Raw genomic sequence first — 19,363 nt, 5'->3', positions numbered from 1 at the left:
AAAAAAATACTTATTAATTTAGGCTCTTTTCTAGAGATTGTTGTTTTTTGATACAAAAGTTATTGGGAACAGAAGGTGCGAGACTCCTGTGGGAGCAGCGGGACAGGTGAGACCCCGCAGGAGCGATAGCGACGAGGAGGCTCACCGCCCGCGCCACGGAAAGCGAGCATCCTGGAGTGGAGATTAACTTATCATCTTCTTTTTTAGCAACAAAGTTTAGAAAACAGCCAAGATAAAAAATGAATGTAGGTGGAAAAATGAATAGTTCAATTAACAAAGAATTTGTATTAAAAACAGCTAAAGAATTACTTGAATTTCATAGTCCAAGTGGCTTTTGTTTTGACATTATGGAAAAAATCAGTTCATATGCTTCTCAATTTGGTTATGAGTTTGAAACAACTAGAAAAGGGTGCGGAGTTATCACAATACCTGGTCATAGCAATGAGGAAGTAATTGGATTATCTGCGCATGTTGATACTTTAGGTGCAATGGTTCGTTCAATAACAAGCAAAGGAACATTGAAATTTACAGTTATCGGTGGTCCAATCGTTCCTACTTTAGATGCAGAATATTGCTATATAAGAACAAGAGATGGAAGATTATATACTGGTACATTTTTATCAACAAGTCCTGCAATCCATGTGTTTGAAGATAGTAAAACAAAAAAACGCGATCCAGAAAACATGGAGATTCGTATCGATGAAGTAGTAAAATCAAAAGAAGACGTAGAAAAATTAGGTATTTGCGCTGGTGATTTTGTATTTTTTGATCCAAAAACGATAATTACTGAAAGCGGATTTATCAAATCTAGATTTATAGATGATAAAGCTAGCGTAGCTTGTTTAATTGGTTTATTAGAGTTATTTAAAAGAGAAAATATAACACCAAAATATACGACAAAGCTATTTATTTCTACATATGAAGAAGTAGGACATGGATCTTCCTACATACCGGAAGATATTACAGAATTACTTTCTGTCGATATGGGCTGTATTGGTGATGACCTAAGTTGTACAGAATACGATGTATCAATTTGTGCAAAGGATTCTGGTGGTCCATATGATTACAATATGGTAACTCGCTTAGTTGAATTAGCAAAAAATAACGAGCTAAATTATGCAGTTGATATATATCCTATGTATGGATCGGATACAGGTGCTGCCTTAAGAGGTGGTCATAATATTAGAGGTGCATTAATCGGACCGGGCGTACACGCTTCTCATGGAATGGAAAGAACACATTACCAAGGTTTAGAAAATACAATGAAATTATTGTATTTATACGTAACAGCTTAATTCGTTTTAAAAAAGGCTCTTTTCTAAAAGATTGTTGCTTTTGAGATTTGTAACTTGAAAGACAAAAGTTGTAATCAACTAACGCATTCAAAATAGCAACAATGTATACGAAATAAGCCTTAATAAAAATATCAATCATAAAAAACCAACAATTTTATTAGAGATAAAATTGTTGGTTTTTTTAGTTGCATGTCAAATATATAACAAGAAAGAAATTCTACAAAATGTGCAATTCACTTTTACATTATTTAAAAGAAAGATTGAACAATAAATTTCTTAAAGTTTTCAAATTTGTCGAAATAGGCCGGTAAATGTTTTGTAAATTACGAAAAATTTAAATAAAAAGTGTTTTCTTTTTATTGTGGAAATGTTAGTATTCACATTGTGCATAAAAGGATATTTTTACCATGAAAGGAGAAAAAATTTATGTCTTGGTTTACAAAATGGGCATTTAGTAATAAGGCAGCTATAACGTTTTTATCTGTCCTAATTCTTGTAATTGGACTTGTAAGCTATAACAAACTTCCAATGGAATTCTTACCATCTGCTGATAATCCAGTCGTTTCAGTTATTGTAATGGGGCAAGGCACTGACTCGAAAACAATGGAGGATCAAGTAACATCTCCAATAGAGAATGCAGTAGCAGGTGTGAAAAAGAAAGACCATATTTATTCAACTACGAGTACTGGTTTAACAAAGGTTGATGTATACTTTGCATCTGGTACAGACATGAAGGAAGCAAAACAAGAAGTTCAGGAATCTTTAAATAATATCAATCTCCCTCAGAATGTAAGCAAACCAACTATTATTCAACTTAATACTTCTATGATCCCTATTGCTGATGTATCAGTAACTTTTGATGAAGGTGTAACGCCGAGTAATCTTGATCTAGCAAACAAAAAAATTATTCCAGCTATTAAAGATGTTAAAGGGGTAGCAAATGTACAAACATATGGTTTAGAAAAAGCATTTGTCTCTGTAAAAATTGATAATACAAAAATGGCTCAAAAGAAAGTATCTTTAGAAAATGTTATGGGTATTCTTCGTGGTCAAAATTCATCAATTGCTGTTGGTGAAGAAACTATTAATAATAAAACAAGTAATATTAAAGTTGTTGGTAATATTGATAATATCGACAAGTTAAAAAATCTTTCAGTTAGTGATACTGTTAAATTAAGTGATATTGCAAATGTAGAAGTTAAAAAACCTGAAAATAATGTAAATAGAATTAACGGGAAAGATGGATTACTATTAATTGTTACAAAAGACAGTAGTTCAAATGCAGTAACGATTACGAAAGATGTCAGAGATACTGCTAAAGAATTGAATAAAAAATATAAAAATAGTCATGTTGACGTCCCAATTGCAACTGCTGATATGGTTAAGTCATCTGTTCAATCCATGATGAAAGAAGTCTTATTAGGTGCTTTATTTGCTACAATTGTAATCATGTTATTCCTCCGAAACATCCGTTCAACGCTTATTACAATTGTATCAATCCCATTATCTTTATGCTTAACATTGTTTTTACTTTCCGAATCAGGAATTACATTAAACATTTTAACTTTAGGCGGGGTAGCTGTAGCCGTAGGGCGTTTAGTTGATGATAGTATCGTTGTTATTGAAAATGTTTTTAGAAAAATGCAGAATGAAAAGTTTTCGATACAGCTAATTATTGAAGCCGTTAAAGAAGTGGCTTCAGCAATTACAGCTTCAACATTGACAACAGTTGCAGTGTTTTTACCAATTGGTATTGTTAGCGCAGGGCTGAGAGATTTCATGTTACCTTTTGCATTGACGGTTACTTATTCATTGTTAGCGTCATTATTTGTAGCATTAACAGTTGTACCATTACTAAGTGCATTCTTCCTAAAAAATGCAAAGTTAGCTAAACATAAACCTTCAGTTCGATATAAAAAGATGCTCACATGGTCACTAAATCATAAATGGGTTGTTATATTAGTAGCATTAGTATTATTTGTAGGATCTATTGGTACATATTTTGCAATGCCAAAAGGTGCTACAGATAATTCATCTTCAGATTTTATACAGGCAACATTAACTTATCCAAGTGATACGCCAGTTGAAACAGTAAAAGAAAAAACATTAGAATTAGAAAGCTTTATTTTAAAACAAAATGGAATTAAAGGTGTATTTACTCAGCTAGGAGTAAATGAAGATGCCGTGAAATATGGAAATGCTAGTTCTCCGACAGAATCAAAAATTCTTATTACATTAAAGGATAAAAAACTTTCTGATAAAGTCATTAAAAAAATTAACAGTCAAAAGCAAAACTATCCTGACGCAGAAATGAGTGCCTCTGCATCATCCATGATGGGTGGTGGAGGAACTCAAATTTCAATTGATGTTGTTGGAAATAACGTAAATGATTTGGAAAATACAGCAAGTGCAATTAAGGATAAGATTAAAGATATTAAAGGTGTTGAAAAAGTAACAACAAACGAAGAAGATAAAAAGACAGTTTATTCATTAAATGTTGATCCGTCAAAAGGAAATACTGAGCAAATCTCTCAACAATTGTATGGATTGTTAAATCGAATGCCTCTAGGTACAGTTACAATTGAGAATCAACAAACTACTGTCTATCTTGAACCGTTATTAACACCTAAGACACCAGATGACATTAAGAAAATACCATTAATGACAAAAACAGGAATGGTTCCAGTGTCAGCAGTGGCAACTTTAAGTGAAGAACAAAAATCATCAAATGTTTTCCATAAAGATGGAGACACTTATTTAAGGGTTACAGCAGATGTTAAGGCTGACAAACTGTCAGATATTAGTAGCAATATCAACAAAATCATTTTTGGAGACAAAAAAGATAAAGGTATGAAGCTTGATGATGGTGTGAAAGTATATGTTGGTGGAGCACTTGCTCAGCAAACTCAGGATTTTTCAGATTTATATATGATCATGCTTGTGTCAATTGGATTAGTATTCCTAATCATGATCATTACATTTAAATCATTCCGTGCACCGATTGCAATTTTATGTTCATTACCATTAGCTGCAATTGGAGCAGTGCTAGCATTAATCATCACTGGAATCGCTGTTGAACCGACTGCACTTTTAGGGGCATTAATGCTAATTGGTATTGTTGTGACAAATGCGATTGTATTGTTAGATCGAGTAAAACAAAAAGAAGAAAATATGATTTTAAGAGATGCGATCATAGATGCTGCAGTTACACGTATTAGACCAATTCTTATGACAGCTGTTGCTACAATCTGTGCGATGCTTCCTCTATTATTTAAAAAAGCAGAAACAGGAAGTCTTGTATCTCAAAGTTTAGCTGTTGTTGTTGTGGGTGGACTTACTGTATCAACTTTATTAACATTAATTGTTATTCCAGTCGTATATGAATTGTTCTACTTTAGAAAATCGAAAAAACAACGTATGAAAAAAGATTCAAATAAATCAGCTACAGTATAATTTTTTGAACCAGCTCTTTAATAGGGCTGGTTTTGCTATTTGTCGACGAAAATGATTTCCATTATTTCTTTTTAAAAAAGGAATATAAAAGCAATTTAGAATGAATACAACCATTTGATGAATAACTGTTTCACCAACTACGAAAAAGAAATGGTATTAAGCTACATTGCATAGCAACTCGCTGGACGGGGTTAGATTTTCCTTTTGTAGTTCAAAACAAATGTACTCTAAGTTATATATCTTTAGTTAGAGTAGGGCTTTTATTAGTTGAACTTTATGTGTTGTGAACAAAAGAAAAATAGTTCAAGAGATTATTAAAAAAGTACCCTTTTAGTGTAGAGCTTAATAAAGTCTACCTAAAGGGTACTTTTTGTAAAACTAAGTAAATATGGTAATTGAGGAACTGCTAAATGATAGATTATTACTTACCTCTATCAACAAACGGAATGAGTACTTCTGCTAAACCGTGAAGACTAAGCGTATGTAACCAAATTTTTCCTGGCCCTGTTAATTTAGCAAGAAATATTCCGTCTCCACCAAATACCATATTTTTAAATCCTTTTAATCGATGGAGTTCGAAGTCTACATTGGAATCATAAGCTGCTAAATGACCTGGGTGAACAAGGTATGTTTCGTTTGGTCTTAGTGTAGTCTCGATTGCTTCTCCATCAACTGAAATAAAGGCAGTACCATGACCAGTGAGTTTATTATAAATCAAACCATTTCCACCAAAAAAACCAGTCATGCCAAGGTTACCAACAACTGTTAGATTAACGCTGTTTTCTGCACAAAGAAAACTATGACGTTGGACGAATATATCGTCATCTAATTGAATCGGTAAGATATGACCAGGCATTCGTGTGCTGAAGGAGACTTCTCCTGTTCCATGAGTAGCCTTAAAATTGTTTAATGCTAGACTATTACCAGTAATTGCACGTTTGAACATCCCCCCAAGTCCACCTGAGAAGTTAGTTTCCATTTCAATGGCTGGTGTCATATATAGAAGGGCACCTGTTTCACTGTAAATACTTTCATTTTGATTAAGTGTAATGTGAAGTGATTGCATAGTTGTTCCTTTAATTTGGTAGTCCATCAAAAATCCTCCTAATGTTATTCGCTGTTAAAAAGCTATTTCTACAAAAACATAAAAAAACCTTTTAAACTTCAAAGATTAAATAAAGTTAAAAAATCATATTTTATATTATTATCTTCAAATAATCAAAATAATTAAAATGAAAATAATATTAAAAATAGTTTGACATTTTATTAAGATTTGTAATATGATTACAGTATCAAATAAAAGGAGGTAGGAACGATGTTAATTAACATGATTGGAATCAAAACTACAAACAATCGAATAATGAACGATAACCCTATCTCTATGCAGGATTGTCCACGTTAATTTTTCATTTTTAGAATGATTGTAGACGACAGGCCATGGGTTATTGTATCCATGGCCTTTTTGTGTTCATTTAAGAGGGCATGGCATACCATGGTCTTTTTTTGTTGTCAAAATTATCAATTTTTACACGTGAACAGCATGTATAGAGATCAGGAATATGTTTGAACAAGGGGGTAAATAAATGGTACGAATTTTAAAGTATGTTTTTAAACATAAGTCAATGTTATTAATCGGCTCAATTTCAATGTTAATTGTAATTGGAGTAGATCACCTAATTCCTTATTTACAGAAGCTTATTGTTGATGATGGAATTAAAAATGGAAATAGCTCTATTATTGTTCCAATTATTATTGGAATTTTAGGAATTACACTATTAAAAGCAGTTCTTGGATACGTAAAAGAGTATCTTTATGACTACATTGGTGCGAAGGTGCATCAAGATTTGAAAAATGAACTTTTTCATCACATTCAAAAATTTGAATTTAAATATTTTGATGGAATGAATACGGGAGAATTAATGTCTCGGATCGGTGAAGACATTGAGAATATATGGCAAACGATTGGATTTGGATTACGTTTATTCGTAGAAAACATCATCTATTTCGTCGTAAGTACGATTATTCTTTTCTTCTTAGACTGGAAATTAGCTTCAATTTGCTTAGCAATTATGATTCCGATCGGATTTATGGCAGTTCGAATGAATAGACAATTAGGTAAAGGATACGGAAATATAAGTGATCAAACGGCTGAAATAAATTCTGCAGCACAGCAGAATATCGCAGGTGTCAGGTTAGTAAAAGCTTTTGCAAGAGAAAAGCATGAAACGTTAAAATTTTTAAAAATGAACCGTGCTTATTATGATCTAAATATGGCTCAAGCTAAAACAATACGTACGTACTTTCCACAGATTGAATTGTTAACAAATATTTCACTTGTGGCAATGATTATTGTGGGTGGCTACTTTGTCTTAAAAAATGAAATATCATTAGGAACTTTAGTTGCGTTCAGTGGGTACATTTGGAATCTAATTTGGCCAATGAGAAATTTAGGTTGGTTAACTGATCTATTATCTAGAAATCAAGCTTCGTCTAAAAAGATTTTTGACATCTTAGATCGTAAAACTGAAATCTTTTCAAAAAGTGATGCATATTCTCCAGATGGTATCGAAGGAGATATAGAGTATAAGAATGTGACATTTTCGTATAATGATGAGGTTGTTCTAAGGAATATTAATCTTACTATTCCGAGCGGCAGTAAGGTAGCATTAATGGGGACGACTGGAGCGGGTAAATCTTCTTTATTACACATGATTGGTCGTTATTATGATGTGAAAGAGGGAGAAGTAAAGGTTGATGGAGTAAATGTAAAAGATTTTCATCTTAAAAAGCTTAGACAAAATATGTCCCTCGTATCACAAGATACATTCTTATTTTCAGACACGATTGAAAATAATATTAAGTTTGGAAATACAGAGGCAACAATGGATGAGGTTAGAGAAGCATGCCGAATTGCTTGCTGCTTAGATTTTATCGAGAATTTAGAAGATGGATTCAAAACAGAAATAGGTGAGCGTGGAATTGGCTTATCTGGTGGTCAAAAGCAAAGGATTTCAATTGCAAGAGCACTTTTACGAAAAGCGCCAATTCTAATATTAGATGATGCAACCTCTGCTCTTGATATGGAAACAGAGTATGAACTATTAAAAAATCTAAACAATCGTTTTTCAGATAGCACAATGTTTATCATTGCTCATCGTATTTCTGCTGTTAAAAATGCTGATATGATTTTGTATGTTGAAGATGGTGAAATTGTAGAACAAGGTACTCACCAGCAACTACTTCAGCTTAAAGGCAAATATTTTGATGTGTATCAAGAACAATTTAAAGATTTTGAGACTGTTGAAAGTGGGGTGATTTAATGGCGAAGAATACAATTAAAAATGACGAGGATCAACTAAACAGAAGTAAAACAGAAATAGTTGGAAGACTATTGGCCTATTTAAATCCCTACAAATTTAAAACGTTTATCGTCATTATGTTAATGCTCTTTGTCATGATTTGTGGAATAGCAAATCCTTACTTATTAAAAATTGCGATCGATAATTATATTCAAAATAAAGATGTAAATGGATTAGTGTATATAGGAATTATTCTAGTTGTCTTGAATTTATTTGCAATGTGGGCTTCTAAAATTAGATGGACAATGATCAGTTCGGTTACAAATAATATTTTAGTCAATATCCGTCACGAATTATATGTTCATATTCAAAAGTTATCATTTACATTTTTTGATAATCGACCAGTTGGAAAAATTTTAGCAAGGGTTATGGGGGATGTAAATGCTCTGCAAAATTTATTTAACCAGAGTATTCAAAACCTAATTCCAGAATTATTAAGCTTAGTTTGTGTGGCAATTGTGATGTTTGTGTTAAATGTAAAATTAGCTTTTGCTTCAATTCTCATTTTGCCATTACTAGCAATCGCAATGTTATATATTGAAACTCGTGCCAGAAAACGCTGGGATGATTATCGTAAGAAACGTTCTAACTTAAATGGATTTACACATGAAGATTTTTCAGGAATAAAGGTTGTTCAAGCATTTGCAAAAGAGGATGATACTGAAAAGAGTTTTAAAAATTTTGTTTCAGAATTAATGGGTTCTTTTATGAAGGCAGTTAAATTAAACGACTTTTTCTGGCCATTAGTAGAATTATCATGGGGTATTGGAACTGTCGTTGTGTTTTATGTAGGCTACTCACTAGTGGAGTCTGGGGATATCCAGGTAGGAACACTAGTAGCATTTTCATTGTATATCGGAATGTTCTGGAGACCGATTATGAACCTTTCAAACTTCTATAATACGTTAATTTCAAACTTTTCAGCAGCAGATCGTATCTTTGATATTATGGAAATTGATCCGGAAATTATTAGTGCAGAAAATGCTCCAGAGATCGGTAAAATTAATGGAGAAGTTACATTTAAAGATGTGACATTTGCATATGATGAACATACAAAGGTATTAAATAATATTAATTTTACAATTAATCCTGGCGAAAAAATTGCTTTAGTAGGGGCTACAGGAGCCGGAAAAACTACGATTGTCTCACTTTTAAGTCGTTTTTACGATCCGACGAGCGGAGAAATTCTAGTTGACGGAAAAAATATAAAAAATGTTGATCTTGAATCATTAAGAAGACAAATGGGAATTATGCTTCAGGATACATTCCTTTTTTCAACATCAATAAAAGAAAATATTCGTTATGGAAAGCTTGATGCAACGGATGAAGAAGTCATTGCAGCTGCAAAAGCAGTTAATGCACATGAATTTATCATGAAAATGGAAAAAGGTTATGATACGGATGTAAATGAAAGGGGATCAAGATTGTCTTTAGGTCAAAGACAATTAATCTCTTTCGCAAGGGCATTACTGGCAAATCCCCGAATATTAATCTTAGATGAAGCGACATCAAACATTGACACGCAAACAGAACGACTTGTTCAGGATGGAATCGAAAAGTTACTAGAAGGAAGAACGTCTTTCGTAATAGCGCATCGACTTTCTACGATTCGTGATTGCGATAAGATTATGGTAATTGGTGATGGAGTTGTGAAAGAGAGTGGATCACATGACGAGTTGATTAAACGTCGAGGAAGATATTATAAGCTTTATATGGCTCAATATGGATTTATGAATGATGGAGCTTAATCAATAAAAATAGATGAATTTAATAGTTTATTAGGTATGAATTCGGTGATGAACCGGACTCATACCTTTTTATTTTTTTGGCTCTGTTAGAGCATATTGTTGATTTTCTTATTCAACATAATGGCAGGATAGTTAAAGTGAAAATATTCAAAAACTAAAGTTTATGTCCTAATAAAACTATGAGTAAAATACAAAAAAAGAAGTGCATTATTCCATAATCGGAGTAATGCACTATTTATAAATATGTTGCTTTAAAGCGGTTAATATCTTCTTTCGGTGGTAAACCAAATAAACGAGAATATTCACGGCTGAATTGAGATACACTCTCGTAACCAACACGAAATGCTGCTTCAATGGCATCTGTTGATTCAGCTAGTAATATACGACGAGCTTCCTGTAGCCTAAGTTGTTTTTGGAATTGAATAGGGCTCATTGCTGTTACTTCTTTAAAGTGTCTATGAAGTGAAGAAACGCTCATATTTGCAATTTCTGCAAGGTCTTCAATTCGAAAAGGCTGGTTATAGTGATTCATTATATGATCGACAACGTCACTGATTTGATTAGTGGAACTTCCTTCTATAGCCAGTTGCCCGAGAGTTACTCCCTGCTGCCCTTGTAAAATTCTATAAATAATTTCCTTAATTATGAGAGGTGCAAGGACTGGTATATCTTTAGGGCTCTCAAGTAAGCGTACTAATCTATTTACCGCGTCTAATAAAGACAATTCTATTTGACTTACATACATGCCTCTTTTAGCATTTTCTTTTTGATGAGAAGAAATATCTGAATCTTTTAATACTTCTAGTATTTGATTAGGTGTAAATTCGAGTTTGAGTGCTAAATATGGATTTTCAAAAGAGGCTTCTTTTACTATTCCAGTAATTGGCAAGTTAACAGAGGCAATTAGGTAATTGGTTGGACTGTACACATAATGCTCTTTTGCTAACATAACCTCCTTCTTACCTTGAACGATAATGCATAAGGAAGGCTTGTAAACTCCATAATTTGGTCCTGTAACATTAGAATAACGAGAGAAAAATAAAGAAGGAATAGCAGTCGTATGAGACCCATCTATGCCCGTGTGACTCTCTATTAGTTGAATGAGTTCAGCTTGGAATTTATATATTTGATAAGACATAAAAACCTCCTAGATTCTAAATCATTTGTAGTCTATTTTAATATACATTTTTCATGAATATAAGTGACTTGAGAGAATTAGGCAATAATTTGATAAGAATTTGATAACGGTAGCTTTTTCGTTTATTGCATAATAAGAATACGAAATAATGTAATCGTTGAACAAATATTAATCTTAAAAAATTTAAACATATTATTTCTTGGATAAAATGTAATACAGAAAAGGTGTAGAACTGGAGGGATTTATATGCAAAAAGTCGTTTTAAACAATGGTGTAGAGATGCCTATTTTAGGTTTTGGTGTTTTTCAAATTCAAGATGAAAGTGAATGTGAACAAGTTGTCTACGATGCACTTTTGGCAGGATACCGACTGATTGATACTGCTGCTTCCTATTTAAATGAAGAAGCAGTAGGCAGAGCAATAAAGCGCAGTGGTGTACCAAGAGAAGAATTATTTATTACCACAAAACTTTGGGTTCAAGATACAGGATATGAACGAACAAAGCAAGCATTTGAAAAATCGCTTGAAAGATTGCAACTGGATTATCTAGATTTATATTTAATCCATCAACCATTTGGTGATGTATTTGGTTCTTGGCGCGCCATGGAGGAATTGTACCGTGAAGGTAAAATTAGGGCGATTGGAGTTAGTAACTTTTATCCAGACCGTCTGACTGATTTTATTATTCATAATGATGTTGTGCCAGCTGTAAACCAAGTTGAAACGCATCCTTTCTGTCAGCAAAATGAAAGTCATAACCTTATGAAAGAAAACAATGTTCAAATAGAGTCATGGGGACCATTCGCTGAAGGAAAAAATAACATATTTAAAAATGAAGTTTTAGCTGCAATTGCTGAAAATCACAATAAATCAGTAGCGCAGGTTATCTTACGATGGTTGACACAAAGAGGAGTTGTTGTAATTCCAAAGTCAGTGCGTAAGGAAAGAATTAGCGAAAACTTCAACATATTTGACTTTGAATTAAGCCAAGAAGATTTGGATAAAATTGCTGCATTAGATACAAAGGAAAGCTTGTTCTTTTCTCACAGGGATCCTGAAATGGTGAAATGGATTGGTAACCGAAAACTTGATATTTAAACACACTAGCACTCTCTTCCGAGATGAGTGATAAGAATTAGCCGATTTCCACAGAGAAACATCGGCTTTTTTTATTAATACTTTAAGGATAAGGCTGTAGGAAAATGACATTTTTAGGTTTCTTCGCAATAAATATATTGGTAAGTAATTAAATAGGCAAAAAATTAAGAGATTTTGAAGAAAATGTAGTTTTCATTTTGTTGGAGAGGTGCATATAAAAAGTATTTATATGATCTTTTTGGATTCAATAAGGGGGGGGAAATGAAAAAAACTTTATATCTAATGAGACATGGACAAACTTTATTTAATAAAAGAAGGAAAGTTCAAGGTTGGTCTTATTCACCACTTACAGAATTAGGAATAAAACAAGCAGAGATTGCAGCAAAATATTTTAAAGATAACAATATTATTTTTGACCATGCCTATTGTTCTACATCCGAAAGAGCAAGTGACACGTTAGAAATTGTCACTGTTATTCCATATACCAGATTAAAAGGTTTAAAGGAGTGGAATTTTGGAACGTTTGAGGGTGAAAGTGAAGACTTAAATCCACCTCTGCCTTATAATGATTTCTTTGTTAAGTTTGGAGGTGAAAATCAAATTGAACTGCAACAAAGAATTGCTACTACTTGTCAAATAATAATGGAAGAAGATAATGAAGTCGTTTTAGCAGTATCACATGGAGCAGCTTGTAGAAATTTCATGAGGTATTGGGAACATACTAGTCCGATAACCCAACAAGAAAGAATTGGAAATTGTTGTATATTAAAATTTGAATACGAGAACAAAGAATTTAAACTAATTGAAATCATTAATCATAATCTTAGTAATTTAAGTGGTGGGTTTACAGTGGTTTCTTAAAATCAAGTTTCAAGAATGGACGAATAAGACTGAAAAGTTCAAGGGAGAGTTAAGAGAATATCAGTTCTATGGAGTCGATCGGTCGGCTCTTTTTTAATTGGTGATAAATATATTAACAAACATTTTACTAAGTTTTTCGTTTGTATTTGTTTCTTTAGTGATCATATGTTTTAAATCATACTTAGAGGATTTCTCATTTTGCTGGTGCTTTTGTAGGAGCTTAGAATAAATTATTTCTCATAATTTAAATAGGAAATAATTGATTATCTTATTAAAATAACGCATGCGTTCGAATAGCAAACTTATAAACTTTATCTTATTATCGATACGATAAGTCGATTGATATGTTCTAACCATCACCGTTTCAGAGTATGTATTGTCTGGTTATAAAGATCCCCAATCATAATTGAGAATTAATAAGGGCAATATATTTCTATGAGTGATGTTTATTGCTACTCTTAATACGGCATCAATTATTTATTACCTAAAAATCAAATAATCCCCTGCAAAAAAACACCAGCGGCTCAACCGTACTGATGTTTTTTTGACATTTTATTAAAGTAATTTCCCTAAATAATACGGCATTTGGCATCGCCACCAAACCCAATCATGCGAAACATCTTCGCCCCACTCATCAAACCATGCTGGAATTTGTTTTTCTTCAAAGGCTTCTTTTAATGTAAAGTATGAAGGCAGCCCATCCTGTTCCCAATCACCCAGCCCGGTACAAATAATGATATCTGCCGAACGATATCGATCAATAAACCAGCCGTCATTTTGATTCCATATGTAATCACTCGGTGAATTTTCGTATACAAGAGGATCATTTCCGTAATCCCCAAAAAAGAAACGCACATCGTAAACACCGCTAAGTGCAACTGTTGTTTGGAAGACATCCGGATGTCTCAATAAAAAGTTCAACGCATGATATGCCCCCATACTACACCCGGTTGTCATCATTGGATCAAACCAACCTGTTTTATGTTTAATAAATGGAATAGCTTCTGAAATCACATAACGGTCATATGCTTCATGAGCTAATGCACGGTCATGCACCGGTTTTGAGTCGTGCATCCAACTTTCGCTATCTATACTAGCCAATGTAAAAAACTGAACTTTTCCGGATTCAATAAAGTCATGACACACATCAATCATTCCAAAGTCATAGTATTCACAATGCGTCCCTCCGGATGATGGAAAAACTAAGATTGGCATGCCACTGTGTCCATATCTGTTCAACAGCATTTCTCGTCCTAATTCGCCACTCCAATGGTTTAAATGTTCTATATGCATAAAAAATCTCCAATCCCTATACGTTTACAATGCTGCAATTTTTTCGTTCATGTACGAAACGGATAATGTCATCGACTTCTTCATGCGAATCTGCATTAATCGCATAAAATTGATTTCCTTGGAGTTCCGCAAACGCATCTGGTATGCGCTGTTCAAACTTCACACGGTCGCCAAATCGTTCATAAATAGCATTCGCATCATGTTTATACTCATACGCATCACGCTGTGTTACACCGACACAAAACTGGTTTTCTGCATCGGACTCCTTAAATTCTCCTCCTGTCACAAGAGAAGCATACTGAGCAAATAAATCAATGGAGTACGCGAAATTGTACATATCAATCGTGTAGCCGCCAGCCAAGCGGTTATTATATTCAAGTGCAACATAATCCCCATCTTCTAATTTAAAAAACTCAATATGGAAAAAGCGTTCTTTCATGCCAAAAGCTTTCACAATCGCCTTTCCATAAGTTTCGAGCTTTGGATCAATTTCTTTTTGAATCACATAAGCTAAATCCAACTGATCCTTAACGAGTTCCAAAGTTGGCACATTATATGTAAAGCTTGTTTGGAAAACAATGTTCCCATTCTGATCCACTAAACCATCAAATGTACAAAGCACGCCTCCTTCGACATATGGTTCTAAGAAGTACACTTGTGCTTCTCCCCATTCTTCTTCAAAATGACGTACAGCCTCTTCTGAACTTAATTTAAAGGTTGCAGCTGATCCAACTCCATTATCCGGTTTAGCGATAACTGGCAGTCCTAATTCATCAATGGCTTTAGATAACTCCTTTCTAGTTTTAACGATTCTTCCATCTACAACAGGCACATTTGCTTTTTTAAACAACTTCTTCATTTCAGATTTATATTTAACTTTTTTCAAGTCATTCGTTTTATTGCCGTACACGTTAAATTGCTCACGCAACTGTGCATCAAGTTCTAACCAGTATTCGTTATTGGATTCAATGCGCTCAATTGGACCATGTTTATAAAATAAAAATGCAACAGCACGTTTCACTTCATCTACATCTTCTAAATTATTCACACGATAATATTCTGTTAAAGCGTTTTGTAATTCGGAACCTAATTGATCATATAACTCTTCGCCAATTCCAAAAACATTGACACCTGCGTCTTTTAAACGATGAGCAAATGACTGAAAATTAACTGGATAATAAGGTGATATCAAAATATAATTCATAAAAAAGCTCCTTTCACAATATGGAAATTCAATATTTTCACAATAAAGGTATAATTGTTTCAATTTAAAATTATTCTTAGATTCCAAAAATATTCAAAAAAAGTGATAGATTTATCCCATAATCTAATTCAGTCAAATATAATTATGCAGTTCATTCAAGACCACTTCTCACTTAAGAAACGTAAACATTCTGGCAGGTGTTTTGCCCAAGCTTTTTCATCATGTTCTTCATCCGCAAAAATATTTAAAAGAATGCTATCAATTGGAACAGAGCCTTTTATAAGTTGTTTATAATACTTAAGCGAGCAATTGATATATGCCTGCTTCATATTACCGTACATCAATTGTCGATCGGCATCATCGCCTTCCTGAGTCCCAACTTGAATGTACACGCGTTGTTCAGGATCCAACTCTTCACTAACAATATAACTGTCAAATGCTTTATTTGTAATCCAATTGGCTAAAGAGAAAATGCCTAAACCACCAATTTGATTTTTATATTCAATACCCATAAATGCCGAAATATTTCCTCCAAGTGAACTGCCAATCATCGCTGTATGATATTTATCCGATTTAGTTCGGTAATGCTTATCGATAAACGGCTTCACGACTGTCATGACAAACTTAGCAAACTCCACACCTCTTCCCCCTAGTTCAATTTCTTCAGGAAGTGGACTTTCAGTAATTTTCCAAGGCGTATATTCGTTAATTCGATCTTGTTCAGCGTTATCTATCCCAACAACAATCATCTTCGGTAAATCGGGGTTTAGTTTAATTGCCGAAATAACTTTCCATGAATACCCGCTATAGGCTTCACTACTGTAGAAAACATTTTGTCCATCATGCATATAGACAACTGGATAATTTTTAGCCTCATCTTTATCATAATTTTTCGGCAATAAAACACGCACGCGACGTTTTTCATTTTTATAAGACATATTTAATTGATGTGTTTCTAGTTTTAAATAAAAATAGGATTGATTCATTTATCCTTCCTCGCTCCTTTGATATTACCTTAAATATTGGAAGTTCTACTTTAGGAAAATCCAACTACTGAAGTTCTTCTAATGAATAAATGTTTGATAAATATAGATCTCGCTGGGTAGATATATCTTCAATAACTTTATATACCTCGCTGTTATAAAAATTATAATCATCCATACATTTCATATTATATTTATCACACCAATTACAAATTTGTTGATGTAAAAATTTGTTACTGCTATTTACTACACCCAACAATAATTCAACAAAATTTCTTTATTTAACTCTAAGTCAATCTCAATAAACTTTGATTCTGACCAAGTGCCTACATATTTGTTCTTACTCACCAGTTACCACCTCGGTCTGTAAATGCAATTTGTAATTAATTCAACGTAAATAAATTAGATTCCTTCTTCAACATAATGGCAATTTAGTTGAATAAGGAAAGGATTCCTTTAATAATACATAGAATAAATAAATGAGTTAAATTCTGAAAAAAATTGCATCGAGAGGTAGTGTCTATGCATTTATATTACTTTAGGATGGAAGAGTTTTAGTGAATAAATATGATTGGCTTTCTTTAATGATGGTTGGAATCTGTATAGTTTTATCTTTTTTTATTAATGAAAATAATAAATATCCAGGCATCTTTCTTTTAGTTTTTAGTGTCTTAACAATAACAGGAGTTATTTTTGCCTTCCTATCGAAAAAATGGTCAAATATCATTCTTAGAAGTGCATTAAATATTGCTTCATTTGTTTTCTTCTTCTTTTTATTGTTGGCAATGGGGATTGGTGAAAGGTAAAAAAGAAAGAAATTATGCAACTAAGGCATGCAATAGTTGGAGTTCATGAGTCACTTATAGGACTCTTTTTTTATTAGTAAAAAAACAGGTTATAGAAGAAGGAGTTTATATAATTTTCATTGAATATAATTTTTTTAAATAGAATATTTTGGAATTTAAGAAATTTATAATCAAAGGGGACTTATTATGGGAAGATTGGAATTTGAAGATTGGGAACAAAGATGGAAAGAACTATTCGAAAAATTAGAAAAAGAGGGCTATATTAATTTAAGCTCTGACGAAAGACTATGGTACAACGTTAGAGGTTTTATTGATGCAATTAATAGTGGAGGAATAGGAAGTTTTTATATAGATAAATGGTTTGAAAATATGAATGATACACTTGATGATTTAAAAAAATTAGAAGCAAATAATGCTATTGAGATGCTAAATCAAGTTAATGAACTATTACCTAAAGGAATTCTTCTCAGAGATCCCGATGAAATTAGTGATGTTTTTGCTAACATGGACGAACAGTCAGAGGAATTTGATGAGTTTTTAAACGAGTTGAATGAAAAATTTGAAGAAGACATTGAAGATGAACTTGAAACGAAATTAGACGAAGTGGTAAAACGTTTATTGAACTAAACGCATGCGATAGTTGAAGAGTATCAATTTTATATTACTAGTTAATAGAGGTTCATTTATGAAAAAGAGACATAGAAAGAAATTACATAAGAATCATTTAATTGATTTAGTGTATAGTGTTAGTGTATCTAAAATATGGAGAGAAAAGTTATTTAATTCAGTACGGTACAAAAAATACATTATTGATAAGAGCCAGTATGAAGGAATATCTCACCAACTTAAAAAGATCATAATTAATAGTAATCTAAGATATTTCGTGTCAATTATTCCACAACATGAGGCATATGGATGGGAAGATTGGGATAGTTCTCAGATTTATTTCAAATTTGAGTCGATTGAATTTCCTAATTTAGTGGATTTTTCAGCAAATAATCCTGAAGTAATAGAATAAAAAAATTTTATTATTGTATTATCAATTCCTTATACAACTAACGCATGCGATTCTTCAATAGAAGATCGCTTTTTTTATTCAACATATTGGCAGTTTAGTTGAACAAGGATGAAATTAATTTATTGCATAAAAAAGGATTAATCATCTTTATTATTTAATATTTATCAATTAGGACTTATGTTATAAAAATTATGTTCACAAGGAGGGTCCATGACTAAACAACTTCTTATGCTATTACTGATATTTTCAATAGTATTAGTAAATTTAATTGCATTTTTTTACTACCGAATAACTAAAAACATATACTTCTCTGCATTTATCATACTTATTTCTGCAGGAGTTTTAGCGATTGTTGAAGGATTCATTGCTATGAAAATTCTTAATGATGGTTTTGGATTCTTTTTCGGATTAAATCTTGTTGGGCCCTCTTTATTAATTAATAGTATTATTGTATTTCTGATCGCCATAGTAGTAAGTATTATAAAATTTTTCAAAAAGGGCTAAATAAGAAGGGTTAACTAGAGATAAAATTTATTTCAGAGTTTTAAGATACTATCTAATTTAACTAACGCATGCGTTAGTCGAAGTAGATCATAAATCACCATTGCGACTTTTTTAGTTTTATCAGATAAGTTAGGTGAATAGGGGGGCAGATGATGGATAACCAATATTTCGTAGGTTGGGGTACATTAGCATTAATAAATGCTGCACTTGCACAAGGGAAGAATAGAACGGGGTTAAATTGGTTTTTACTTTCTCTGGTATTCGGTCCATTGGCAACACTAATTTTGTTATTTGTTGAAAAGAGACAGTAACACTACATATTCACAATAATTGATATAAGTTAATAAAGCGAGAAGCGTGAAAAGAGAGAAAATAGTTTCTTGTTGAACTAACGGGGCTTTAATAAAAACGTAAGTCGATTATAGATCGGCTTATTTTTTTACTTCAATAGTGTCATAACTTTATAGTTTTGAATCCCTCCTTATTCAACTACCATGAAAAAACCTTACGGTATTCATCTGAAAAAGTGCATAGCTGAAGAAGACGTCTTTATTTTATTTTTTAAAAGCGTCTAACAGTAAAAAAATATATTAGTGGTTGATG

At 32.6% G+C, this 19,363-nt stretch carries 16 protein-coding genes; 11 read left to right on the top strand and 5 right to left on the bottom strand.

What is annotated here, in order from left to right; translation table 11 throughout:
- Positions 1-257 precede the first annotated feature (257 nt).
- Both J5Y03_RS13275 and J5Y03_RS13270 read left to right on the top strand, forming a co-directional pair.
- Positions 258-1,295 (top strand): M42 family metallopeptidase, encoded by a 1,038-nt coding sequence (locus J5Y03_RS13275; RefSeq protein WP_209406473.1) that lies wholly within the window; start codon positions 258-260, stop codon positions 1,293-1,295.
- 426 nt (positions 1,296-1,721) lie between these two features.
- Complete coding sequence (locus tag J5Y03_RS13270; protein ID WP_209406471.1) at positions 1,722-4,748, top strand: efflux RND transporter permease subunit; 3,027 nt, start codon at positions 1,722-1,724, stop codon at positions 4,746-4,748.
- A gap of 421 nt (positions 4,749-5,169) precedes the next feature.
- On the opposite strand, the gene J5Y03_RS13265 is transcribed toward J5Y03_RS13270, so the two are convergent.
- Positions 5,170-5,841, bottom strand: coding sequence for a TIGR00266 family protein (locus J5Y03_RS13265; protein ID WP_209406469.1), 672 nt, complete (start codon positions 5,839-5,841; stop codon positions 5,170-5,172).
- A 490-nt stretch (positions 5,842-6,331) separates the two neighbouring features.
- Here J5Y03_RS13265 and J5Y03_RS13260 point away from each other — a divergent pair, with 490 nt between their 5' ends.
- Together J5Y03_RS13260 and J5Y03_RS13255 are read left to right on the top strand one after the other, a co-directional pair.
- On the top strand, positions 6,332-8,068 hold the full coding sequence (locus tag J5Y03_RS13260; protein WP_209406467.1) for an ABC transporter ATP-binding protein: 1,737 nt from the start codon (positions 6,332-6,334) through the stop codon (positions 8,066-8,068).
- A complete protein-coding gene (locus J5Y03_RS13255) occupies positions 8,068-9,855 on the top strand; it encodes an ABC transporter ATP-binding protein (protein WP_209406465.1) in 1,788 nt (595 codons plus the stop codon). The genes J5Y03_RS13260 and J5Y03_RS13255 overlap by 1 nt, the downstream gene beginning before the upstream one ends.
- Positions 9,856-10,090: 235 nt before the next feature.
- Here J5Y03_RS13255 and J5Y03_RS13250 read toward each other — a convergent pair whose 3' ends face one another.
- Positions 10,091-10,993, bottom strand: a complete 903-nt coding sequence (locus tag J5Y03_RS13250; RefSeq protein WP_209406463.1) for an AraC family transcriptional regulator — start codon at positions 10,991-10,993, stop codon at positions 10,091-10,093.
- Positions 10,994-11,239: 246 nt separating this feature from the next.
- On the opposite strand from J5Y03_RS13250, the gene J5Y03_RS13245 reads away from it, so the two are divergent.
- Positions 11,240-12,091 (top strand): aldo/keto reductase, encoded by an 852-nt coding sequence (locus tag J5Y03_RS13245; RefSeq protein WP_209406461.1) that lies wholly within the window; start codon positions 11,240-11,242, stop codon positions 12,089-12,091.
- Positions 12,092-12,352: 261 nt separating this feature from the next.
- Positions 12,353-12,952, top strand: a complete 600-nt coding sequence (locus tag J5Y03_RS13240; protein WP_209406459.1) for a histidine phosphatase family protein — start codon at positions 12,353-12,355, stop codon at positions 12,950-12,952.
- Between the two features lie 555 nt (positions 12,953-13,507).
- On the opposite strand, the gene J5Y03_RS13235 is transcribed toward J5Y03_RS13240, so the two are convergent.
- The 3 genes from J5Y03_RS13235 to J5Y03_RS13225 all read right to left on the bottom strand — a co-directional run bounded on the left by J5Y03_RS13235 (position 13,508) and on the right by J5Y03_RS13225 (position 16,435).
- The gene (locus J5Y03_RS13235; protein ID WP_209406457.1) at positions 13,508-14,245 is read right to left on the bottom strand and encodes an esterase family protein; all 738 of its coding nucleotides are present in this window, start codon (positions 14,243-14,245) and stop codon (positions 13,508-13,510) included.
- A gap of 16 nt (positions 14,246-14,261) precedes the next feature.
- Complete coding sequence (locus tag J5Y03_RS13230; RefSeq protein WP_209406455.1) at positions 14,262-15,449, bottom strand: ATP-grasp domain-containing protein; 1,188 nt, start codon at positions 15,447-15,449, stop codon at positions 14,262-14,264.
- Between the two features lie 155 nt (positions 15,450-15,604).
- The gene (locus J5Y03_RS13225; RefSeq protein WP_209406453.1) at positions 15,605-16,435 is read right to left on the bottom strand and encodes an alpha/beta hydrolase; all 831 of its coding nucleotides are present in this window, start codon (positions 16,433-16,435) and stop codon (positions 15,605-15,607) included.
- Between the two features lie 554 nt (positions 16,436-16,989).
- Here J5Y03_RS13225 and J5Y03_RS13220 point away from each other — a divergent pair.
- The 5 genes from J5Y03_RS13220 to J5Y03_RS13200 all read left to right on the top strand — a co-directional run bounded on the left by J5Y03_RS13220 (position 16,990) and on the right by J5Y03_RS13200 (position 19,071).
- The gene (locus J5Y03_RS13220) at positions 16,990-17,238 is read left to right on the top strand and encodes a hypothetical protein (protein ID WP_209406451.1); all 249 of its coding nucleotides are present in this window, start codon (positions 16,990-16,992) and stop codon (positions 17,236-17,238) included.
- 186 nt (positions 17,239-17,424) lie between these two features.
- The gene (locus tag J5Y03_RS13215) at positions 17,425-17,865 is read left to right on the top strand and encodes a DMP19 family protein (protein WP_209406449.1); all 441 of its coding nucleotides are present in this window, start codon (positions 17,425-17,427) and stop codon (positions 17,863-17,865) included.
- A 58-nt stretch (positions 17,866-17,923) separates the two neighbouring features.
- Positions 17,924-18,256 (top strand): hypothetical protein, encoded by a 333-nt coding sequence (locus tag J5Y03_RS13210; protein WP_209406446.1) that lies wholly within the window; start codon positions 17,924-17,926, stop codon positions 18,254-18,256.
- A 210-nt stretch (positions 18,257-18,466) separates the two neighbouring features.
- Positions 18,467-18,760 (top strand): 3-isopropylmalate dehydrogenase, encoded by a 294-nt coding sequence (locus J5Y03_RS13205; protein WP_209406444.1) that lies wholly within the window; start codon positions 18,467-18,469, stop codon positions 18,758-18,760.
- Between the two features lie 152 nt (positions 18,761-18,912).
- A complete protein-coding gene (locus J5Y03_RS13200; RefSeq protein WP_209406442.1) occupies positions 18,913-19,071 on the top strand; it encodes a hypothetical protein in 159 nt (52 codons plus the stop codon).
- Positions 19,072-19,363 lie beyond the last annotated feature (292 nt).

This window comes from Gottfriedia endophytica (assembly GCF_017814275.1).
In the GTDB taxonomy this organism is placed as follows: domain Bacteria; phylum Bacillota; class Bacilli; order Bacillales; family Bacillaceae_G; genus Gottfriedia; species Gottfriedia endophytica.
This window is presented reverse-complemented; position numbering and strand designations above follow the sequence as displayed.